Origin of the sequence: Sphingomonas sp. LaA6.9, from assembly GCF_022601895.1 — a bacterium.
GTDB lineage: Bacteria > Pseudomonadota > Alphaproteobacteria > Sphingomonadales > Sphingomonadaceae > Sphingobium_A.
On the sequence record NZ_JAKVIO010000028.1, the window covers coordinates 36,197 to 57,780 of the forward strand.

Sequence of the window (21,584 nt, forward strand, 5' to 3'; positions counted from 1 at the left end):
CGTGAGGTCGAGGACGGACCGGGGAGACGCAACTGCAAACGCCTGATCGGCATGCGCGCTTGCCCGCAGCTTCCAGCATTCCACTCAGGCACAGCCTTCAGCTCATCGCACCACACGGTGCTTGCAGCTTGACTTGCAGGGGTGCGTCACCCATGCCCGGATGGTTCGGCGACGCCTGCAGACAGGCTGTCCATGCCGCAATCCCCATCCGAGGTGTTCATTCCCTTATGCGGCTCCCACGCTTCTTCGGCCTTGCCTCCCACGATATGGCGATCGATCTCGGAACGGCGAACACCGTTGTATATCTGAGCAATAGCGGGATCGTGCTCAACGAACCCTCGGTCGTTGCCATCGAGACGCGTAACGGCGCGAAGCGCGTGAAGGCCGTGGGCAGCGACGCCAAGCTGATGATGGGCAAGACGCCTGATCACATTCAGGCGATACGTCCGCTGCGCGACGGGGTCATCGCCGACATCGATGTCGCCGAACAGATGATCAAGCATTTCATCACCAAGGCCCATGGTGGGCCCAGCCGCCTTCCCAGACGCCCAGAGATCGTCATTTGCGTGCCGTCGGGTTCGACGAAGGTGGAACGCCGCGCCATTCGCGATGCAGCCTCGAATGCGGGGGCGTCACGTGTCTATCTGATCGAGGAACCCATGGCCGCCGCGATTGGCGCTGGCTTGCCGGTCACGGAGCCGATCGGAGCGATGGTCGTCGATATCGGCGGCGGCACGACCGAGGTGGCGGTGCTTTCGCTGCGTGGTCTTGCCTACAGCAATTCGGTGCGCGTCGGCGGCGACAAGATGGATGATGCCATCTCCTCCTATATCCGGCGCAAGCACAACCTCATGATCGGCGAAGCGACCGCCGAGCGCATCAAGCACAGCATCGGCAGCGCGATCATACCGTTGAACGATGGTCCCGTGCTGCGCGTCAAGGGGCGCGATCTCGTTGCCGGCGTCCCCAAGGAGATCAGCATCACCCAGGGCGAAATTGCTGAAGCGATCACTGAGCCGGTGAGCCAGATCGTCCAGGCCGTGCGAACGGCCCTCGAGTACACGCCCCCCGAGCTCGCGGCCGATATCGTGGATCAGGGGATCGTCATGACCGGCGGTGGTGCGCTGCTCGACCGTCTCGACCAGGTACTCAGCCAGGCGACCGGGTTGCCCGTGTCCATCGCCGAAGATGCGTTGATCTGCGTCGCCATGGGCGCGGGCAAGGCATTGGAAGACCCAGCATATCGAGGCGTGCTCACGCAAGAATAGGCCCGGATGCGCCGAACGGCGTGCGATAGCGACGCGGATCGGGGAAAGACCCGATTGTCGCGCTGCTGACGCGTAGCCAGACTTCGCCGACCACAGGGATCATGAGAGCCGTTCCTGCGGACAACGGCACAGGAGGGTTTCGGGTGGCAGGGCGACAGCAGCCGGATCCGGACTTCGCGCAGTTCGACGTGTTCGAAGGCGGTCCGCCGCGACGGATTTCAGCGCTTGTCCGCCTCCCGGCCCCGCTCTGTCCCAATGTTGCGAGCCGGGTCCTCCTCGTCATCCTGATCGGCTGGGCACCGTTGGTCGCCCTCGCCTACTTCGCGGACCGGACCCTGACGCCGGGAAGCTTTCAAAGCTTCGTGCGCGATGTCGGCACACAAACACGCTATCTCGTCGCAGCGCCGCTCATGGTGCTGGGCTGGCGACATTGCGCACGACGTCTCGGCTCAATCGCGCTCCATTTCCGGGTATCCGGGGTACTCGATAATGAAGATCAACCGACGTTCGAGGAAATCCTCCGGAATGCACGCCGCTGGGTCAATTCGCTTTGGGTGGAAGCGGCGATGCTGCTCGCGATCTACGCGGTGATCCTGCCGATAAGCGTTATGCCGCCGCTGGCCCTGCTGCCCGCATGGGCCGTTGTGCCCGGCGGAGGCGCATTTTCGTACGCGGGCCTGTGGCACCTGATCTTCAGCCTGCCATTGCTGCTGCTCCTGATGCTGGGATGGCTCTGGCGCATAATCGTGTGGACCATCGTGCTCAGTCGGATCTCTCGCCTCCGCCTGAACCTTATCGCCGCACATCCCGATCAGTCGGCAGGGCTTGGCTTTCTCTGCCAGTCGGTACGCTCATTTTCCATCGTCGGTGCGGCGCTGGGTTCGATCGCTGCCGGACGTTTCGCGAATGTGCATCTCGCCGGCCAGGCCACGCCGTTCACCGATGGACTGCTTGTTGGCGGCATCGCCCTTGTGTCGATGCTGATCTTTGTGGCGCCGCTCGCCGTCTTCAGCAGTCGCCTCGCCCATGTCTGGCGGCAGGGCTCGATGATCTACGGCGCACTCGCGACCGAGCTGGGCGCGCAATTCGAGCAATCGTGGTTTGCCGACGCAAGACCCGTGGAACGTCAGATGTTGTCCGAGCCCGATTTTTCGGCCGCGACCGATCTCTATCAGGTCGTGTCAAACGTCTATGCGATGCGCTTCGTGCCAGTCGACGTCAGAAGCCTGATAATCTTGTTGGGCGCGACACTCGCCCCCTTTGTGCCCGCCATGTTCCTGTCGATGCCGACAGAGGCCGTGCTCACGGAACTGCGGGGTCTTTTCTTCTGACGCCGCAAGCGATCAGCGGCGCTCGATCTGCGCGACCGCAAGCACCGACAACAGTCCGACCGAAAGGCCGCGCAGGCTTTCCTTCGTTTCGACATCGATAAATTCGTCAGTCGAATGCGCGCGCTCACCGCTGCCGCCCGAACCGATGGTGATCGCGGGAATTCCGAGGCTGATCGGCACATTGGCGTCGGTGGACGACGCCTCATATTCGGGCGCAAAGCCCTGCGCGCGCGCCGCGGCCGCGGTGTAGGCCACGACGGCCGCGTCACGCGGCGTGACGCCAGCGGGGCGATCGCCGATCTTCTTCTTTTCGGCGGTTATCGATCCCTCGCGCGTTGAACGCGCACCGTTTTCGGCAGCGACGGCGCGATCGATCACGGTCAGGAAGCGCCGTTCAAGGCCGTCGAGTTCGGCGGCGCTTTCAGAGCGCATGTCGAACTCGACAAACACTGAATCGGGGATCGAGTTGACCGATGTTCCCCCGCCGATAACCGCGGCGGCATAGGTCGTCTTGGGCTGGGTCGGAGGCACGATCTCGTAGAGATCGGTAATCGCGCGCGCAGCTGCGGCCATGGGATTGACGATGCCGAAGGCGCTGAAGCTATGCCCACCCGGCCCCTTGAAGGTAACCCGGTAGCGCTTCGAACCCACGGCCGCATGCGTCAGTTGTGCGGGATCGATACCGTCCACCGAGTAGAATGCCGCGACGCGATCCTTGTATTTGCCCTGCGTGAAGAAATGGCGGACGCCGCGCAGGTCGCCCTGCCCCTCCTCGCCAACCGTGCCAACGAACAGGATGTCATGCCGAGTACGGATCTTCGCGGCGTCGAGCGCGCGGATCCAGGCGAGCATCGTGGCAAGCCCGCGCGAATCATCGCCAATGCCGGGGGCGAAGAGCCGCGTCCCCTCGCGGCGCACTTTCACGTCGGTGCCCGCGGGGAAAACCGTGTCGAGATGCGCCGAAACGACGATCACCTTGCCGCCCGCCGAAGACGTGCCGCGCCGGAGCCCCATGACGTTGCCCTCGGCATCGGTGTCGATGTCGGTCAGGCCGTGTTGTGCGAGCATTTCACGATAGGCCGCTGCACGCTTCGCCTCGCCAAAAGGGGGCGACGGGATTTCGGTGAGCGTTATGATTTCGCCGACAAAGCGGTCGTGTTGCGCCGCAAGCGTCTGCTCGGCTCTCTTGTAGGCGGGCAGTGCACGGATCGTGGCGATCGCCTGATCTTCGGACGTTGCTGCAGGCGCCGCTGCAGCAGGATGTGCCGCGGCGAGCGCCAGAACAATCAGGGGCTGGAGCGCAGAAATAGGACCGAACGGCCGATTTCCGCGCCCCTGCCGCACCGACTTACTTCTTGCCGAGCGTAAGGCCGCCAAAGCGCTTGTTGAAGCGCGCCACCTGGCCACCCGCGTCGAGCAGGCGCTGGTTGCCGCCGGTCCAGGCCGGATGCGCCAGCGGGTCGATTTCGAGCGTCATCGTCTCGCCTTCCGAGCCCCAAGTGGAGCGCGTCTCGTAAACGGTGCCGTCGGTCATCTGGACCTTGATCATGTGGTAGTCGGGGTGAATGCCTTGTTTCACGTCAAATGCTCCGAAAATGGCTGGTTTCCGACCAGCCTGGGGATGCGAAGGCGGCGCTCTAGACGGTTGGCCGCCGAATTACAAGCGTCAGACCGCAGGCCAGGATCGGGTCATGATGAAAACATCACGACCCATGCATCCTGGCCTGACTGAAAGCGCAGCCTCTGATTCACCGATCAGGTTGAAACCTGATCGGATCAGGCGCTGGGCGGATCCGCGATCATGGCGGTAAAGTTCGCTTCCGCGGCAACCTTGCCGTCGATCAGTGCGCGTCCGGCAAATTTGCAGACGCTCGAACGCTTCTGGACGAACTCGACCTCGAGGCGCAGCAGCACGCCCGGCTCGACGGGGGTGCGGAACTTCGCGCCCTCGATCGCCATGAAATAGACGAGCTTTCCGGAGCCCGCGAGCCCAAGCGACTCGACCGCGAGCACACCTGCGGCCTGCGCCAATGCCTCGACGATGAGCACGCCGGGCATGATCGGACGGCCAGGGAAATGCCCCTGAAAAAAGCCCTCGTTAAAGGACACCGCCTTGATCGCCGCGATCGACCGGTCGGGGATGATCTCCTCGACCCGGTCGACCAGCAGCATCGGATAACGGTGCGGCAAGGCCGCAAGCACCCGCTTGATATCAAGCGGGCCGATCGCGGCCTTTTCGGTCGTTTCCTCGTTCATGCGCGTGTGTCAGCGGCCCTGAGGCTGCGGCTGCGCCGGCTGCGCCGCCGGTGCGGGCGCGGTCGTGTTGACGCTGGGCAGCTGCTGATTGAGCTGCGCCAGAACGTCGTTGGTCACGTCGATCGAAGCAGCCGCCGCCAGCGTCGCCTGACGGTCGAGAGCGACGGTCGCGCCGCGCGCGGTCATCACCTGCGAGACGATCGGATTCAGCTTTTCCTGGATCTGCTGCGCGACATAGGCGCGGTTGCGCTGGAAAGCCTGCTCGCGATCGGACAACTCCTTCTGCGCAGCGGTCTGCTTCTGCTGAAAGGCGGTGGCACGCTGCTGGAGCGCCGCGTCAGGCTGCTTGCCGGCAAGCGCCTTCACAGCGGCTTCGAGCGACTGCGCCTCAGTCTGGAGCGGCTGGCCGAGCTGCTGCGCGCGCTGCTGGATCTGCTGAAGCTGCGTCTGCATCTGCGCCTGCGCAGCCTTGCAGGCGGTGCATTCGCGGAACACGCGGTCATTGTCGACAACCGCGATCACCGCGGGATTGAGCTTCTGCGCCTGCGCCGCGATCGGGCTTGCGACCGCGAGCGCCGACAAGGCGGTAACAATAAGATACTTCGTCATCAGAATTGTGTCCCTACGTTGAATGTGAACAATTTGGTGTCATCCCCTGGTTCCTTGACCAGCGCCTTCGCGATGTCGATGCGGAAGGGGCCGAACGGCGAATTCCAGTTTACACCGAAACCGACCGAAACGCGTGGCTTTGGCGAATCGCCGAAATAATCTTCCTGAAAGCCATTATTGTCATAGGTGAAGTTGGCCGGGCAAACGCCGGGGGCCGAGGCGTTGACAGAGTTCTGGCCCGACGCCGAGCAAGTACCCGGAAATTGGGTCAGAATTGGATCGAGCAGGCCGAAGACCGCACCCGCGTCCACGAAGACCGACGGACGCAGGCCCAGTTCGCGCGCACCCGAGCCGAGCGGAATCTCGAGTTCGGCGCGCGCCAGATAATATGCGCGGCCGCCCAATGCGTCATCGGTCTGCTGCTGCTTGTCCGTCGAAGGCTCATACTGGTTGGTGTCGCTGTTCAGCACCAGCGGACGGCGAATGATGCGCGGGCCCACGCCACGAATGTCGAAACCGCGGATCTGCGGCTCGCCGAGGAAGAAGCGGTCGGTCAGACGGATCCGGTCGATCGGATTGCCCGCATCGTCGGTGCGCGGCCCTTCGAGCGAATGAATATAGCCCCCCTCGCCGGTCAGCGAGAAGATGAAGCCGCCAAACACGTTCCAGTATTTCGATCCGCGCGCGATCGTCCGGATATATTTGACGTCGCCGCCCAGCCCCGCGAAATCCTGGCTGAGGCTGAGCCTGTGCCCCGCCGACGGGCGCAGACGATTGTTGGTGTTGTCGAAAGCGAGCGTATAGCCCAGTGCCGAGGTCGTACGCTTGCCGATCGCGTCGCAGAGATAACGGCCGGCGCGCAGCGGATCGCACTCGATGTCGCCGTCACCGTCGACGTCCGAATAGAACAGATCCTTGTCGAGCGTGACGTCGTCGAAGGTCAGGCCATAGCGCGCCTGCGCCTGCCAGAATTCGGTGATGGGCACGCCCATCCTGACCCCGAAGCCCGTGGAGAGCTGCTCATAGGTGGTGTTGCGGTCGTTGTTGCCGACATACTGGAACGAATTGTAGTCGCGGCGGAAGATATCGCCGCCGAGCGCGATATTCTTGTCCATCAGATAGGGCTCGGTAAAGCCCAGCTCGATCGACTTCGAATAGCTCGAATAGTTGATCGCGGCGCGCAGCAGCTGTCCCTTGCCGCGGAAGTTGCGCTGCGTGATCGACGTATTGATGATGAAGCGCTCAAGGCTCGAGAAACCTGCCGAGAGCTGGAGTTCACCCGTCGACTTTTCCTCGACATTGGTCTCCAGGATGATGCGATCGGGCGCCGAACCCTGCTTCTGCTCGATCTCCAGATTTTCCTGGAAGAAGCCCAGCGAGTTGATACGGTCCTGCGAACGCTTGACCTGGAAGCTGTTGAACGCGTCGCCCTCCGCCAGGCGGAACTCGCGGCGGATCACCTTGTCCTGGGTCTGCGTGTTGCCGTTGATGTCGATGCGTTCGACATAGACGCGCGGGGCATTGGCGACCTTCAGGGTCAGCCCCATCGTCTTTTCGTCCTTCTTGCGATCGAATTCGGGACGAACATCGGCGAAGGCGTAACCGAACAACCCCGCAGTCTCGGTGATGCCGTCGACCGTGTCTTCGACGGCCTTGGCGTTGTACCAGTCGCCCTTCTTGATGCGGATCAGGTTCTTGACCGTATCCGAATTGAAGTCGCGAAGCTCGCTTTCGACGGCGATGTCGCCGAATTTATAGCGATCGCCCTCTTCCACCACATAGGTGATGATGAAGTCGCGCTTGTCGGGCGTCAGTTCGGCCACCGCCGAGATCACGCGGAAATCGGCATAGCCTTCGGTCAGGTAGAACTGGCGCAGCTTCTGCTGGTCATAGGCGAGGCGATCCGGATCGTAACTGTCGCTCGAACTGAAGAAGCGATAGAAACGCGACTGCTTGGTCGCCATCTGACCGCGCAGATCGCCGTCCGAGAATTTTTCGTTCCCGAGGATGTTGATCTGGCGGACCTTGGATTTCGGCCCCTCGTTGATCTCGAAGACGATGTCGACGCGGTTCTGGTCGAGCTGGACCATCTTGGGCTCGACCGTCGCGGCGAAGCGGCCCTGACGACGATAGAGCTCGATGATGCGTGCAACGTCCGCGCGCGCCTTGGTGCGCGTGAAGATCTGGCGCGGCGCGAGCCGGATCTCGGGCCGGATCTTGTCTTCCTTGAGGCGCTTGTTGCCCTCGAGGATGATGCGGTTGATCACCGGGTTCTCGCGCACCTGGATGGTCAGTTCGCCATTCCCGCCCGGATCGAGAATCTGGACGTCGGCGAACAGTTCGGTCGCGAACAGGTCCTTGAGCGCCTGGTCGATCGTCTCGCTGCTATAGGGCGCGCCAACGCGCAGCGCGGTGTAGGAGCGCACGGTGTCGGGCTCAAGACGCTGCGCGCCGACGACGGTGATCGCGCGAATCGTCCGCGCCGCGGGCTGGGCAGGAGCCGGCTGACCCGCCGTGGGCACCGCGACAGGCGGTTTCACCGACTGCGGCGCCGCCTGTTGCGCCTGGGCAACAGCCGCCTGGCCGGCAAGAACCGTTCCGACGAGCAGGGCCGCCGACGTGCGTTTGCTGAAGCTGATTGTCTTGTTCGCTTTCACGCGTTCCCACCCTAGAAGTTTACGCGCCGTCCCCTCGACGGCCATGTTGACGCAATGCCCTGCCCGATCAGCTTCAGCCGATCAAGCCGGACAGCTTTTCCCAGACCTTGAATGACGACAAATCGTTGAATGTCACGAAGATCATGAGCGTGAGAAGCACCAGCAAACCAGAGCGGAATGCCCATTCCTGCGCCGCAGCACCCACCGGTTTCCGGCGAACCGCTTCGATCGCGTAGAAGAGCAGATGTCCGCCATCCAGCATGGGAACTGGCAACAGGTTGATGAATCCCAGATTAATCGAGATCAAAGCGATGAAGAAGATATAGTCCTCTAGGCCGCGATTCACCTGTTCGCCGGAGACCTGCGCGATCTTCAGCGGCCCCCCTAGTTCCTTCGCAGACCGCCGGCCGGTGATCACCTGACCAAGCGTATCGACCATCGTCGTCAGGATCTTGCCCGTACGATCGACGGCGACGCCCGGCGCCTCGAGTACGCCGACGGGCACAATCACTGCGCGCGGGGAATAAATGCCGAGAACACCCAGCCGATACTCGTTGCCGAACCGATCCCTCTCGATCCGGACGCCCGTCTCTATCCGGAGGCGCTGCGCGACACCGCCACGCACAATATCGACGCTGACCAGTTCATCGGGACGGTAGAGCACGAACCCTGCGATGTCGTCGAATGTCCGCATCTGTCGGCCGTTGATCGCCTCGATGCGATCGCCGATCCTCAGACCGCCCGTTTCCGCGGCCGCGCCGGCCACCAGCCGGTCGATCACGGGCGGGGTCTGGCTTTGTCCATAGGCCAGCGCAAATCCCGCGAGGATGATGAGCGCAAAGAGGAAATTGGTGATCGGTCCCGCAAGCACGATCAACGCGCGTTGCCACACGGGCTTTGCCTGAAAGGTGCGCGCGCGTTCTTCGGCGGGCAGCGCCTTCCATTCCTCGGTCGGTTCGCTCGCTGGACTCATGTCTCCCGCAAAGCGCACATATCCGCCAAGCGGCATCCAGCCGACCTTCCAGCGCGTCCCCCGCCGGTCGCTCCAGCCGAGGATTTCGCGGCCGAATCCGATCGAGAACGCCTCGGCATGAACCCCGAACCAGCGCCCCACGAAATAATGGCCAAGTTCGTGAATGAAGACGAGCGGCCCGATAACGAGCACGAACGCCAATATTGTCAGCAAGATACCGGGATTATCCGTCAAGAAGCTCTGGCCTCGATCCACTCATGCGCGAAAATCCGCGCTTCCCGGTCGATCGTGAACACTTCCTCGAGCGCAGCCGGAACCGGCGGGTCATACCGTTCCAGCGTCGCCTCGACAACCTGCACGATCTCCAGAAACCCGATCCGCCGTTCCAGGAACGCGCCGACCGCAATTTCGTTCGCGGCGTTCAGGATCGCCGATTTGGCCGGATTATCGTCAACGACGCGTTGCGCGAGCGCGATCGCCGGAAAACGGTCCAGATCGGGGGCCTCGAAATCGAGCCGTGCGATCTTCGCGAAATCAAGACTTTCGCACGGGGTGCTCATCCGCTCAGGCCAGGCGAGGCTGTGCGCGATCGGGGTGCGCATATCGGGCGTGCCAAGCTGCGCGAGCACCGATCCATCGACATACTCGACCATCGAATGGATCACCGATTGCGGGTGAACGATGATCTCGAGCCGATCGGTGCCGACCGGGAACAGGTGGTGCGCCTCGATCAGTTCGAGCCCCTTGTTCATCATTGTCGCCGAATCGATCGATATCTTGGCGCCCATCGACCAGTTGGGGTGCTTCACCGCCTGCTCTGGCGTCACCGCGGCCATCGCTTCACGCGACCATGTGCGAAACGGTCCGCCGCTCGCGGTCAGAATGATCCGGCGAACGCGATCGAGCGCATGATCCTCGAGGCACTGGAAGATCGCATTATGTTCGGAGTCGACGGGCAACAGCGTCGCCCCGTACATGGCAACCGCTCGCGTCATCAACGCGCCCGCGGAAACCAGCGCCTCCTTGTTGGCCAATGCGACAGTGCCGCCGCGCTCGACCGCGGCCATCACCGGCGCAAGCCCTGCGCAGCCCACGATCGCAGCCATCGTCCAGTCGACGGGGCGCGCGGCCGCTTCGGCCACCGCCCCGACGCCTGCGGCCGCTTCGATGCCAGTACCCGCCAGCGCGGACCTGAGCGCGTCATATCGGTTTTCGTCGGCAATCACGGCGATCCGCGCATTCGTGCGCCGCGCGGCAGCGGCCAGCCCCTCGACGTCGCTATGCGCGGTCAGCGCCTCGACGAGAAACTCATCGGGCGCGCGCTCGACAAGATCGAGCGTGGATCGTCCCACCGATCCGGTAGCGCCCAGGATTGATACGTGCTTCACAACAAGGTTTCCATCAGCACCAGCAGCGCCACCATCGGTGCCACCGGGACCACACCGTCAAGCCGGTCCAGCACGCCGCCATGACCGGGCAGGATCGTACCGCTGTCCTTTACACCCGCCTTGCGCTTCAAAGCGCTCTCATACAAGTCCCCACCCTGCGCGACACCCGCGAGCACGGCGCTCGCAAGGGCAAGCCCCAGCGGCAGCGCACCCCATTGGTGGAAGCCGAGCCCCGTCAGCAACGCCGCCGTCATGCCGCCGCCAAGCCCGGCCCAGGTCTTGCTGGGGCTTACCGCCGGCCACAATTTGGGACCACCGATCAGCCGGCCTGCGAAATAGGCGCCGATGTCGGTCGCCCAGACGATCGCCAGCGTCCAGAACGACAGCACCAGCCCGTTGTCCTGATCGCGCAGGAACAGCAGCGCGGCCGCGGGAATGCCGCAATAGGCGACACCAAGCCCGAGTTGCTGCGAACGCGCGGCCATCGTCACGAAAAAGGCGGCGCCCGCGATCAGTCCGAGCGCGAAAAAGCCCGGTCCCGCTGCGAGCGGCGACAGGATCGCGAGCGGCACGGACAGCGCGAACATCGAAAGCCGCTTCGTTTTCGCGTCGACCTTCGCCAGATCCGCCCATTCCATCATCATCAGCAGCGACATGATGCTGGTGAGCACCCACAGCGCGATACCGCCCTGAACGAGCGCGAGCACGGCGATTGCGATGAGAATGAGGCCGACCAGCGCTCTGCGAGGAAGGTCGGCAGCCCAGCCCGACTTTGGGGGTTCGGTCATAGCCCCCCGAAACGCCGCTCGCGCTGGCCGAAATGCGCGATCGCCTCGGCGAGCGCATCACGGTCGAAATCGGGCCAGAGCGTGTCGACGAACAGCAGTTCGGCATAGGCCGCCTGCCAGAGAAGGAAGTTTGAAAGCCGCTTTTCACCCGAGGTGCGGATCAGCAGGTCGAGCGGCGGGAGATCGCACGTGTCGAGCCGCGCATCGATATCCCCGGTGTCGATCGCCAGCGGGTCGATCTTGCCCGCCAAGGCGTCGGCAGCGAGACTTCGCACGGCGCGAACGAGTTCCTGTTGAGCGCCATAATTGAGCGCGATCACGAGCGTCGTCTTCGAGTTGCCCGCGGTCCGCGCCATCGCGCTGTCGATCATCGCCACAACGTCGGGCTCAAGCGCATGATAGTCGCCGATGATCCTGAGCCGAACGCCAGCTTCGGCGAGTTCATCGATGTCGTTGACGATGAAGCGACGCAACAGCCCCATCAGGTCGCTGATCTCGGTCGCGGGTCGCCGCCAGTTCTCGGAAGAAAAGGCGTATAGCGTCAGCACCTCGAGCCCGAGTTCGCCTGCCGCGCGAACAATCCGGCGGGCCGCCTCCACGCCCTGGCGATGCCCCGCGGCGCGCGGCAACAGCCGCTTTTTCGCCCAGCGACCATTGCCGTCCATGATGATCGCGACGTGACGCGGCGCGCGCCCCGCGCCTGCGGGCACCGACTGCTGCGCTGTTGCAGCCTGCTTCACTGGCCGAGAATTTCCTTTTCCTTGGCCTGTGCGGCGGCGTCGATCTCGGCGATCGTGCTGTCGGTCAGCTTCTGCACCTCGGTTTCGAGCCGCTTGCGCTCATCTTCGCTGATCTCGTGCTTCTTTTCGTCGGTCTTCAGATTGTCCATCCCGTCACGGCGGACATTGCGCGCGGCGATACGTGCCTTTTCGGCATATTGGCCGGCAAGCTTGGCGAGCTCCTTGCGGCGCTCCTCGGTCAGATCGGGGATCGGCAGGCGCAAGGTCTGCCCGTCCATGATCGGGTTGAGGCCGAGGCCGGCCGAGCGGATCGCCTTGTCGACGGGGCCGACATTGCTCTTGTCCCACACCTGCACCGAAAGCATGCGCGGCTCGGGCGCCGAGACCGTCGCGACCTGGTTCAGCGGCATATGCGCGCCGTATACCTCCACGGTCACCGGATCGAGCAACGTCGTCGAGGCGCGACCGGTGCGGAGGCCGCCCAGATCGTGCTTCAGCGATTCAACGGCGCCATGCATGCGGCGTTCGAGATCGGCCTTGTCGTAAGCGGGCATGGTTTCATCCTTCCTCGTTCTGGACGATCGTGGCAACGCCTTCGCCGGCGAGCACGCGGGCCAGATTGCCCTGCTCGCGGATGTTGAAGACCACGATCGGTATGTTGTTGTCGCGGCAAAGCGCCACCGCGCTTGCATCCATCACCTTCAGATCATCCGAGAGCACCCGGTTGAAACTGACTGTTTCATAACGCTTTGCCGTCTTCACCTTCTTGGGATCGGCGTCATAGACGCCATCGACCGAAGTGCCCTTGAAGATCGCATCGCATTTCATCTCGGCGGCGCGCAGCGCAGCGCCGCTGTCGGTGGTGAAATAGGGTGCGCCAACACCCGCGGCGAAGATCACGAGCCGCCCCTTTTCGAGATGGCGCTCGGCGCGGCGGCGGATGACCGGCTCGCACACCTTGTCCATCTCGATCGCTGACTGGACACGCGTCTGGACGCCAAGCTGCTCAAGCGCGTTTTGCATCGCGAGCGCGTTCATGACGGTGGCGAGCATGCCCATATAATCGGCCTGGGCGCGGTCCATGCCCTTGGCGGCGCCAGCCATACCGCGGAAAATATTGCCGCCCCCGATGACGAGGCAGATCTCGAAGCCCGCCTGCCTTGCCGCGGCGATCTCGCCCGCGACGCGCGCAACTGTGTCCGTATCGATGCCGAACTGGCTGTTGCCCATCAACACTTCGCCGGAAAGCTTCAGGAGGATGCGGTTGAAGCGCGGCCGTGTCATCAGCGAATGGAATCCGTTCTCAAATAGGGAAAGTGGCGCGGACATTAGTCAGGCCGCGAGGCAAAGCCAAGCGCCTGCACATAATCTTCAAAAAAGAGGCCGCCGCGATCGGCATGATCGCGACGGCCCCCTTTGATTTCAGGAAATCAGGCGACGCCAGCGGCGGCCGCGACTTCAGCAGCGAAGTCCGATTCCTTCTTCTCGATGCCTTCGCCGAGCTGGAAGCGGACATAGTCCTTCAGCACGATCGGGCTGCCGGCTTCCTTGCCGGCGGCCGCGACGACGTCGGCGATCTTGGTCTTGTTGTCCATCACGAAGAGCTGGCTGAGGAGCGCGTTTTCCTTGCGGTACTTCGCAATCGCGCCGTCGACCATCTTGGCGATGATATCGGCGGGCTTGCCCGATTCAGCGGCCTTTTCAGCGGCGATCGCACGTTCACGCTCGATCACGTCAGCAGGCAGGCCATCTTCGTTCAGCGCCAGCGGGAAGGCGGCAGCAATGTGCATCGCGATCTGCTTGCCAAGCGCCTCGAGCTTGTCGGTGGGTGCCTCGCTCTCGAGCGCGACGAGCACGCCGATCTTGCCGAGGCCGGGGGCTGCGGCGTTGTGGACGTAGGACACGACCGAACCCTTGCCGACCGACACGAGCTTCGCGCGGCGCAGGTTCTGGTTCTCGCCGATCGTGGCGATGTTGCCGGTCAGCTTTTCAGCCACCGTGCCACCCTCGGGGTGTGCGGCGCCGGCAATCGCGTCGATATCGTCACCCGCGTCGAGCGCGATGTTCGCGACGGTGCGGACGAAATCCTGGAACTGGTCGTTCTTGGCGACGAAGTCGGTTTCCGAGTTGACCTCGACGGCGACGCCCCTGGTGCCTGCAACGGCAACGCCGACGAGACCTTCGGCCGCGGTGCGGCTCGACTTCTTGGCGGCGGCGGCGAGACCCTTGGTGCGCAGCCAGTCGACCGCGGCTTCCAGATCGCCATTGGTTTCGGCCAGCGCCTTCTTGCAGTCCATCATGCCCGCGCCGCTGCGCTCACGCAGTTCCTTGACGAGTGCGGCAGTAATCTCCGCCATGAGATGTTCCTTTCAGTTCAATGGTAAAACGGGCGAGGCAAGCGCGTGACCGCGCCCTACCCCGCCCGCATTGCAGTTTCGCGAAACTCAGGCGTCGGTCTGGCGCTCGGCCTCTGCAGCCGCTTCGGCCGGAACCTGCTCGTCCTCGGTCACCGCGAGAGCGGGCTCGACGGGAGCCTCTTCCAGCGCGCCGATGTCGACGCCACGCGCCTGCTGCGCGCCCTGGTTGCCGCGGGTGGCCGCAATCGCGATCGCATCGCAGTAGAGGCGGATCGCACGGCTGGCGTCATCGTTCGCGGGAACCGGGAAAGCGATGCCGTCGGGCGAGACGTTCGAATCGAGGATCGCGACGACGGGGATGCCAAGCGTGTTAGCTTCCTTGATCGCGAGCTCTTCCTTGTTGGCGTCGATCACGAACATCACGTCGGGGATGCCGCCCATGTCGCGGATGCCGCCGAGCGACAGCTCGAACTTGTCACGCTCGCGGGTGAGCTGAAGCACTTCCTTCTTGGTCAGGCCGTGCGTGTCGCCCGAAAGCTGCTCTTCGAGCGCCTTGAAGCGCTTGATCGAGTTGCTGATGGTCTTCCAGTTGGTGAGCATGCCGCCCAGCCAGCGGTGGTTGACGTAATGCTGACCCGACTTGCGGGCTGCTTCAGCGATCGGCTCCTGCGCCTGGCGCTTGGTGCCGACGAACAGAACCTTGCCGCCGCGGGCGACGGTCCGGTCGACGAAGTCGAGCGCGCGCGCGAAAAGCGGCACGGTCTGCGACAGGTCGATGATGTGGATCCCGTTGCGATCGCCGAAGATGTAAGGCTTCATCTTCGGGTTCCAGCGGTGGGTCTGGTGGCCGAAATGCGCCCCGGCCTCAAGCAATTGGTGCATGGTGACGACAGGTGCCGCCATAGTCTTTCTCCTTCCGGTTAATCCGCTGGGAAGCAAGAACCGCAGATGGAGTGATTTCGAGTTTGGACGGAAGTCCAACAGCTCAGAAATCGCGGCCAAGGCCACTCCAGCCGCAGCACCGGTATGTGCGCTTCCCATGTGGGATGGCGGCGCGCTTAGCCCGATCGGTCGGCAAAATCAAGTGCGGGATCTGAGGCTGCGCGAATCGGGATTACCCACAATGCCTTTGCCTTGATTGCTTCTGCAGTGCGCCGCCGCTTGTTACACTCGCGTCAGGATATCGGCGGACAGCGCCGTTGCAGGAGGCGGCTGTGAATCGAATTGATCAGGGCGATCCGGCCCGCCTGTTTGTGCGCGAGACGTTTTGGCCGGTCCGGGAATGAGGCTTGCGCTGCGCAGGCACCGGGATCGCGACGCCCTCTCGGCGCCGTCCGCAGGCGTGCGCGTGGTGACCGAGATTCGTGGCCAGAGCCGCACCGCTGACGGAACGCTCGTCCAGTTTCAATATGTCCAAAGCCAGGAGAGGTGGCCCCCCGCGCTCCCCATGCTGGCGAATTCGCCGAAAATGGGCCGCACCGCCTGGCGCTATGCGCTTGTGCTGCTGGTCGTTCCGGCAGCTGTTGCCGTCCTGATCGGCGTCGTGACCGGCGGCCGCGCCAACGATCCGCAGATCGCGGACCGGGCGCGAGGTTCCGGACTGCGCATCATGCTCGACGACACTTCCAGCCCGTCCACTGCGGAACCAGCCGCGTCGCGCCAGTCGCCGGCCAGGGCCGTTCGCCCTGCGGTCGCGATCGCCACGCAAGCCAGGCCCTCGGCGCGCCCTGCCGACACCGTCGCGGCAACGCTTGGGCCGGCCATTTTGATACCGCCCTCCTCCGACATGCACTCCGCCGTCGACAAGGCGCTGGAAAGCGGCGCGGTGCAGCCCTGGCGCGAAGATAACCGGGAGGGTTTCGTCATCGCCGGCCCCGAACGCGTCAGCGACGGCCAGGCCTGCCGCGAGATCACCATACTCGCAAAAGGCGACGCACAGGGCGCAGCGGCCAGCGAGATGCGGTGCCGGCCAGCCCCGCGACCATGACTAGTCCTCGCCGCGCTTGACAATGGAACAAATAGTGAACATTATTATGAGACCCAAGCCCCATGGGATCCGCCCGCGGTGTGTTGCGTAATGCTGCGGGCGGGTGACACGGGCTGAGATTCTGGAGGTTGCAATGGCCCAATTCCTCTCGACCGCGCTGTTTCTGGCGACGTTGGCTTTCGCGATTAGCGTGATCGCCATGATGCTGCGCACGCATTTGGACGCGATCCGCCATGCGCTGGCGGGCCATTCGCTCGCCGCAACGGCCGCCGAGCAGCGGGAAATTCAGGCGAGGCTGAACGCGATCAGGATCGCGCCGCGCCAGCGCGATCGGAATATGGCTATGCCCCGGCGCCCCGCGCCGCTGCGCGCTGCCGCCTGACGCGTGCATAGCTGCGGATGCCGAAGGGTATTGCGAGCAGATAGAGGACGCTGATCACGGAAAGTGTAGCCCAGGGCGCTGACAGCAGCGCGGCGCCGAGAATACCGACCAGTGCCAGCACTTCCAGTCGGATGTGGCGACGCAGACGCAGCGACGACCAGCTCAGGGTCGCCACGTTCGAGATCATCAGAAATGCACTGAAGGCCAGCCATGGCGCAACGATATAGACTTCGCGAAAGATCGGTTCGCCCGTCCACAACGTCAGGTATAGCGGCAACATCGCCAGACCCGCGCCGGCGGGTGCGGGCACTCCGGTCAGGAAACCCGCCGATTTGTGTGGCTGATCCTTGACGTCGATATTGGCGTTGAATCGCGCGAGCCTGAGCGCGCAGCACACCGCGTGCGCGAGCGCAAAAATCCAGCCGAACTGCGGCAGATGCTGGAGTGACCAGAGATAGATGATGATCGCCGGTGAAACGCCGAAAGCGATCACATCGGACAGCGAATCCAGTTCGGCACCGAAACGGCTTTCGCCCTTGAGAAGCCGTGCGATCCGTCCGTCGATCCCGTCCAGGCATCCTGCGACAATGATCGCGGCCGCTGCCTTTTCCCATTCGCCCGCAATGCCGAAGCGGATTCCCGTCAGCCCGCAGCACAGCGCCAGTGCGGTCACCGCATTGGGTATCAGCGCGCGAAGGGGAATGCCGCGTCGTATCCGCGCTTCGGGCGAAGCATCGGTCATTGGGGAATCGCGCCCAGCGCCTGTCCTTCACCTACAACCGCCAGGATCGTCTCGCCGGCAACGATCCGCTGACCAAGCGCGACCCTGGGCGCAGTCCCTGCGGGGAGGTAGACGTCGACGCGGCTGCCGAAGCGGATCAGCCCGATGCGCTGGCCGGCCGCCACGATGTCGCCGGGCTTGACGAAGGGCACGATGCGCCGCGCAACAAGCCCGGCGATCTGCGTGAAACCGATCCTGAGACCGTTGCGATCCTCGACCAGGATGTGCTGGCGCTCATTGTCCTCGCTCGCCTTGTCGAGATCGGCATTGAGAAACTTGCCCGAGATATAGACGACATTCTTGACCGTGCCGCCGATCGGCGACCGGTTGATGTGGACGTCGAACACGCTCATGAAGATCGAGACGCGCGTCATCGGCTCATCGCCCAGCCCTTCCGGCCCAGCCATTTCGCGCGGCGGAAGGACATGCTGGATCAGCGTCACCATGCCATCGGCGGGCGCCACGATCAGCCCCTCGCCCTGCGGCACCGACCTGACCGGATCGCGGAAGAATGCGGCGACCCACAAAGTGATGCCGGCCATCGGCCAGGCAAGCGTTTCCCACGCCATCCACGCGAGGAAAAGCGTGATCGCACCCGCGATCAGGATGAATTTGCGGCCCTCGGGATGCACGCTGGGCCAGCGCCATTTGACGCCCACCGCCGTGCTCTCCGGCTTTGTCATATTTGTCATGCGCATCCTATTAGGCGGCGAATGCAACAGTTACAACGGCGGCGCGGTTGATAAGCGCGCCATCTGGTCCTACAGGCTCCCCCGAACCATCCCCGGGAGAAAGAGTGCGTCCATGGCCAAGATCAAGGTGAAAACCCCCGTTGTCGAGATCGACGGCGACGAAATGACCCGCATCATCTGGCAGTGGATACGCGAGCGCCTGATCCTCCCCTATCTCGATATCGATCTCGACTATTACGATCTCGGCATCGAGAAGCGCGACGAGACCGACGACAAGATCACGGTCGATTCCGCGAAGGCGATCAAGAAATATGGCGTCGGCGTGAAGTGCGCGACGATCACTCCCGATGAAGCACGCGTCGAGGAATTCAGCCTCAAGAAGATGTGGAAGTCGCCCAATGGCACGATCCGCAACATCCTGGGCGGCGTCGTGTTCCGCGAACCGATCGTCATCAAGAACGTTCCCCGCCTCATCCCGGGCTGGACCGATCCCATCGTCGTCGGCCGTCACGCCTTTGGCGACCAGTATCGCGCGACCGATTACCGCGTGCCCGGCCCCGGCAAGCTCCGCCTCGTCTTCGAGGGCGACGACGGCACGGTGATCGACGAGGAGGTGTTCCAGTTCCCCTCGTCGGGCGTCGCGATGGCGATGTACAATCTCGACGATTCGATCCGCGATTTCGCGCGCGCCAGCATGAACTACGGCCTCGGCCGCGGCTGGCCGGTGTATCTCTCGACCAAGAACACCATCCTCAAGGCCTATGACGGCCGCTTCAAGGATCTGTTCCAGGAAGTATTCGACGCTGAGTTCAAGGACCAGTTCAAGGAAGCGGGCATCGTCTATGAGCACCGCCTGATCGACGACATGGTCGCATCGGCGCTCAAGTGGAGCGGCAAGTTCGTCTGGGCCTGCAAGAACTATGACGGCGACGTCCAGTCGGACCAGGTCGCGCAGGGCTTCGGCTCGCTCGGCCTCATGACCTCCGTCCTGATGACCCCCGACGGCAAATGCGTCGAGGCCGAGGCCGCGCACGGCACTGTCACGCGCCATTACCGCATGCATGAACAGGGCAAGGCGACCTCGACCAACCCGATCGCCTCGATCTTCGCATGGACCGGCGGTCTCAAATATCGCGGCAAGTTCGACGGCACGCCCGACGTGACGCGCTTTGCCGAAACGCTCGAGCGAGTCTGCATCGAAACCGTCGAGCAGGGCCAGATGACCAAGGATCTCGCGATCCTCATCGGTCCCGATCAGGCATGGATGACGACCGAGCAGTTCTTCGAGGCAATCCGTGCAAACCTCGAAAAGGCCATGAGCGACTGGAAATAACCGGTGACGCGGACGGGCGGCACGCGGCTTGAGGTAAGACAGGCGAAGCTGGCCGACGTGCCGGCGATCCAGCGGCTTATCGCGCGTGCCTACCCCGAACTCCCCGGCTATACGGCCGGGGTTGTTCGCGGCCAGCTCAACAATTTTCCCGAAGGTCAGTTTGTCGCCACCTTCAACAACAAGATGGTCGGCTATTGCGCGTCGATGCGGATATCGGGCGCGATCGCGCTCAAGCCGCATGACTGGGACGAGATTACCGGCAACGGCTTCGGATCGCGCCACGATCCCACGGGCAACTGGCTCTACGGCTATGAAATGTGCGTCGATCCCAAGCAGCGGGGGCTTCGCATCGGCCAGCGGCTCTATGACGCGCGCAAGGCGCTTGCAGAGCGCCTCGATCTTTCGGGCATCGTCTTCGGCGGCCGGATGCCGGGCTATTCCCGCGTCCATCGCAAGGTCGAGGGGCCCGAGGACTATCTGAAGAAAGTCGTCGAGGGAAAGCTGCGCGATCCCGTCCTCGGCTTTCAGCTCAGCAACGGCTATGAGCCGATCGGCGTACTGAAGAACTATCTGCCAGAGGACAGGAAGTCGCTCGGCAACGCGGCGCACATGGTGTGGCGTAATCCCTATGTCGATGAAACGTCAGCGCCCGAATTCCGCGTCCCCCGCGACGTGGAAAGCGTCCGCCTGGCCACGTGCCAGCTCCAGGCGCGCGCCGTCGCGGACTTTGACGAGTTTGTCAGGAACGTCGAATATTTTGTTGATGTAGCAGCGGATTATCGGTCGGACTTCATCGTCTTTCCCGAGTTGTTCACCCTGCCCCTGCTCTCTTTCGAGACGCGCAAGCTGTCACCCGTCGAGGCGATCGACGCGCTCACCGCCTATACGCCCCGCATCGAGAAGGAACTCGCGCGCATGGCGCTCGAGTACAACATCAACATCATCGGTGGCTCGCACCCCACGCGCACCGACGATGGCGACATCCAGAATGTCGCCTATGTCGCGCTGCGCGACGGATCGACGCACGCGCAGGAGAAGATTCACCCCACGCCCAACGAGCGTTACTGGTGGAAGATCAAGGGCGGCGACGCGATCGACGTGATCCAGACCGATTGCGGGCCGATCGGCGTGCTGATCTGTTACGACAGCGAGTTTCCGGAACTTGCGCGACGGCTGGTCGACCAGGGCGCGCGCATCATCTTCGTCCCCTTCTGCACTGACAGCCGCCAAGGCTATCTGCGCGTGCGCTATTGCAGCCAGGCCCGTGCGATCGAGAACCAGTGTTTCATGGTGCTGTCGGGCAATGTCGGCAACCTGCCCAATGTCGACAACATGGACATCCAATATGCCCAGAGCTGTATCCTGACGCCCTGCGATTTCCCTTTCGCGCGTGACGGCATCGCGGCCGAGGCGACCGAGAATGTCGAGACGCTGACCATCTCCGACGTCAACCTCGCCGACCTCACCTGGGCGCGCGCCGAAGGCACGGTGCGCAACCTCAACGACCGGCGCTTCGACCTTTATCATATCGAATGGGATGCCGGGCACGGGCATGGCGGGAATATCCCGACCAGCCCGCCAACCGCGGGGTCGCACGGCGCCGGCGGGGGCTGAGCCTCGCCGCCATGCGATGTCAGGCGCCTGCACGCGCCTGTTCGATCATCCTCCGCGCAATTTCCTGTTCGCCCATGATTGTCATGTCGGCGCCCATCTTCAGCAGGTGCGTCACTTCGTCCTGCGAATGCGCGCGCGCGACGATGCGGATCGCCGGGTTCAGCCTACGCGCCTGCTCGATGATCTGGCCCGCCTCGAAACTCTCCGGAATGGCCACGAACAGGATCCGCGCATCCGCGATCTGCGCGGTTTCGAGCACGTCGGCACTGGCGGCGTTGCCACTGATCACCAGCGCCTCCTCCTCGCGGGGCAGTTCAACAAGGTCATCCTCGGATTCGATGACAGCGAAACGCTCGCCCGAATTGATCAGGCTTTCGCCCACGCCGCGCCCGACGCGGCCATAGCCCACGAGCACCACATGCCCCTTG

Annotated in this window: 22 protein-coding genes; 6 read left to right on the plus strand and 16 right to left on the minus strand. The window is 63.4% G+C overall.

Annotation, left to right across the window (positions count from 1 at the left end; genetic code table 11):
• The first annotated feature begins 227 nt into the window (after nt 1–227).
• Together MKI88_RS14215 and MKI88_RS14220 are read left to right on the plus strand one after the other, a co-directional pair.
• Nucleotides 228–1,268: a rod shape-determining protein gene (locus MKI88_RS14215; protein WP_241632052.1), complete on the plus strand. Its 1,041-nt coding sequence runs from the start codon at nt 228–230 to the stop codon at nt 1,266–1,268.
• A 143-nt stretch (nt 1,269–1,411) separates the two neighbouring features.
• Nucleotides 1,412–2,599, plus strand: coding sequence for a hypothetical protein (locus MKI88_RS14220; RefSeq protein ID WP_241632053.1), 1,188 nt, complete (start codon nt 1,412–1,414; stop codon nt 2,597–2,599).
• A gap of 12 nt (nt 2,600–2,611) precedes the next feature.
• Here MKI88_RS14220 and MKI88_RS14225 read toward each other — a convergent pair whose 3' ends face one another.
• The 13 genes from MKI88_RS14225 to rpsB form a co-directional block, all read right to left on the minus strand.
• The gene (locus MKI88_RS14225) at nt 2,612–3,943 is read right to left on the minus strand and encodes a M20/M25/M40 family metallo-hydrolase (RefSeq protein ID WP_241632054.1); all 1,332 of its coding nucleotides are present in this window, start codon (nt 3,941–3,943) and stop codon (nt 2,612–2,614) included.
• Nucleotides 3,944–3,947: 4 nt separating this feature from the next.
• Complete coding sequence (gene rpmE / locus MKI88_RS14230) at nt 3,948–4,178, minus strand: 50S ribosomal protein L31 (RefSeq protein ID WP_241632055.1); 231 nt, start codon at nt 4,176–4,178, stop codon at nt 3,948–3,950.
• A gap of 197 nt (nt 4,179–4,375) precedes the next feature.
• Complete coding sequence (gene fabZ, locus MKI88_RS14235; RefSeq protein ID WP_241632056.1) at nt 4,376–4,855, minus strand: 3-hydroxyacyl-ACP dehydratase FabZ; 480 nt, start codon at nt 4,853–4,855, stop codon at nt 4,376–4,378.
• 9 nt (nt 4,856–4,864) lie between these two features.
• A complete protein-coding gene (locus MKI88_RS14240; protein WP_241632057.1) occupies nt 4,865–5,464 on the minus strand; it encodes an OmpH family outer membrane protein in 600 nt (199 codons plus the stop codon).
• Nucleotides 5,464–8,166 carry an outer membrane protein assembly factor BamA gene (bamA, locus tag MKI88_RS14245; RefSeq protein WP_241632058.1) on the minus strand — a complete coding sequence of 901 codons (2,703 nt, stop codon included), beginning with the start codon at nt 8,164–8,166 and terminating at the stop codon, nt 5,464–5,466. Before bamA ends, MKI88_RS14240 begins: the two co-directional genes overlap by 1 nt.
• Nucleotides 8,167–8,194: 28 nt before the next feature.
• Nucleotides 8,195–9,328, minus strand: a complete 1,134-nt coding sequence (gene rseP, locus MKI88_RS14250) for an RIP metalloprotease RseP (RefSeq protein ID WP_241632059.1) — start codon at nt 9,326–9,328, stop codon at nt 8,195–8,197.
• Nucleotides 9,325–10,482, minus strand: coding sequence for a 1-deoxy-D-xylulose-5-phosphate reductoisomerase (locus MKI88_RS14255; RefSeq protein ID WP_241632060.1), 1,158 nt, complete (start codon nt 10,480–10,482; stop codon nt 9,325–9,327). The genes rseP and MKI88_RS14255 overlap by 4 nt, the downstream gene beginning before the upstream one ends.
• Nucleotides 10,479–11,270 (minus strand): phosphatidate cytidylyltransferase, encoded by a 792-nt coding sequence (locus MKI88_RS14260; protein WP_241632061.1) that lies wholly within the window; start codon nt 11,268–11,270, stop codon nt 10,479–10,481. The genes MKI88_RS14255 and MKI88_RS14260 overlap by 4 nt, the downstream gene beginning before the upstream one ends.
• A complete protein-coding gene (locus MKI88_RS14265; RefSeq protein ID WP_281063742.1) occupies nt 11,267–12,010 on the minus strand; it encodes an isoprenyl transferase in 744 nt (247 codons plus the stop codon). The genes MKI88_RS14260 and MKI88_RS14265 overlap by 4 nt, the downstream gene beginning before the upstream one ends.
• Complete coding sequence (gene frr / locus MKI88_RS14270) at nt 12,007–12,564, minus strand: ribosome recycling factor (RefSeq protein ID WP_241632062.1); 558 nt, start codon at nt 12,562–12,564, stop codon at nt 12,007–12,009. Before frr ends, MKI88_RS14265 begins: the two co-directional genes overlap by 4 nt.
• A gap of 4 nt (nt 12,565–12,568) precedes the next feature.
• Complete coding sequence (gene pyrH / locus MKI88_RS14275; protein ID WP_241632063.1) at nt 12,569–13,294, minus strand: UMP kinase; 726 nt, start codon at nt 13,292–13,294, stop codon at nt 12,569–12,571.
• A gap of 146 nt (nt 13,295–13,440) precedes the next feature.
• Entirely contained in the window at nt 13,441–14,367 is a 927-nt protein-coding gene (gene tsf / locus MKI88_RS14280; RefSeq protein WP_241632064.1) for a translation elongation factor Ts, read from the minus strand.
• Between the two features lie 87 nt (nt 14,368–14,454).
• On the minus strand, nt 14,455–15,270 hold the full coding sequence (rpsB, locus tag MKI88_RS14285) for a 30S ribosomal protein S2 (RefSeq protein WP_241632065.1): 816 nt from the start codon (nt 15,268–15,270) through the stop codon (nt 14,455–14,457).
• Between the two features lie 448 nt (nt 15,271–15,718).
• Here rpsB and MKI88_RS14290 point away from each other — a divergent pair, with 448 nt between their 5' ends.
• Both MKI88_RS14290 and MKI88_RS14295 read left to right on the plus strand, forming a co-directional pair.
• Nucleotides 15,719–16,354 (plus strand): hypothetical protein, encoded by a 636-nt coding sequence (locus MKI88_RS14290; RefSeq protein ID WP_241632066.1) that lies wholly within the window; start codon nt 15,719–15,721, stop codon nt 16,352–16,354.
• Between the two features lie 133 nt (nt 16,355–16,487).
• Nucleotides 16,488–16,736, plus strand: a complete 249-nt coding sequence (locus tag MKI88_RS14295) for a hypothetical protein (RefSeq protein ID WP_241632067.1) — start codon at nt 16,488–16,490, stop codon at nt 16,734–16,736.
• Here the strand turns inward: MKI88_RS14295 and MKI88_RS14300 are convergent.
• Together MKI88_RS14300 and MKI88_RS14305 are read right to left on the minus strand one after the other, a co-directional pair.
• A complete protein-coding gene (locus MKI88_RS14300) occupies nt 16,696–17,478 on the minus strand; it encodes a phosphatidylcholine/phosphatidylserine synthase (RefSeq protein ID WP_241632068.1) in 783 nt (260 codons plus the stop codon). The two genes, MKI88_RS14295 and MKI88_RS14300, sit on opposite strands and share 41 nt — an antisense overlap.
• Nucleotides 17,475–18,215 (minus strand): phosphatidylserine decarboxylase, encoded by a 741-nt coding sequence (locus MKI88_RS14305; protein WP_407073359.1) that lies wholly within the window; start codon nt 18,213–18,215, stop codon nt 17,475–17,477. Before MKI88_RS14305 ends, MKI88_RS14300 begins: the two co-directional genes overlap by 4 nt.
• A gap of 106 nt (nt 18,216–18,321) precedes the next feature.
• Here MKI88_RS14305 and MKI88_RS14310 point away from each other — a divergent pair, with 106 nt between their 5' ends.
• Both MKI88_RS14310 and MKI88_RS14315 read left to right on the plus strand, forming a co-directional pair.
• Nucleotides 18,322–19,542 (plus strand): NADP-dependent isocitrate dehydrogenase, encoded by a 1,221-nt coding sequence (locus tag MKI88_RS14310; RefSeq protein ID WP_241632069.1) that lies wholly within the window; start codon nt 18,322–18,324, stop codon nt 19,540–19,542.
• Between the two features lie 3 nt (nt 19,543–19,545).
• Nucleotides 19,546–21,156, plus strand: coding sequence for a GNAT family N-acetyltransferase (locus tag MKI88_RS14315; protein WP_241632070.1), 1,611 nt, complete (start codon nt 19,546–19,548; stop codon nt 21,154–21,156).
• A 19-nt stretch (nt 21,157–21,175) separates the two neighbouring features.
• Here MKI88_RS14315 and MKI88_RS14320 read toward each other — a convergent pair.
• On the minus strand, nt 21,176–21,584 hold a 409-nt coding region (locus MKI88_RS14320; RefSeq protein WP_241632071.1), incomplete at its 5' end, for an NAD-binding protein.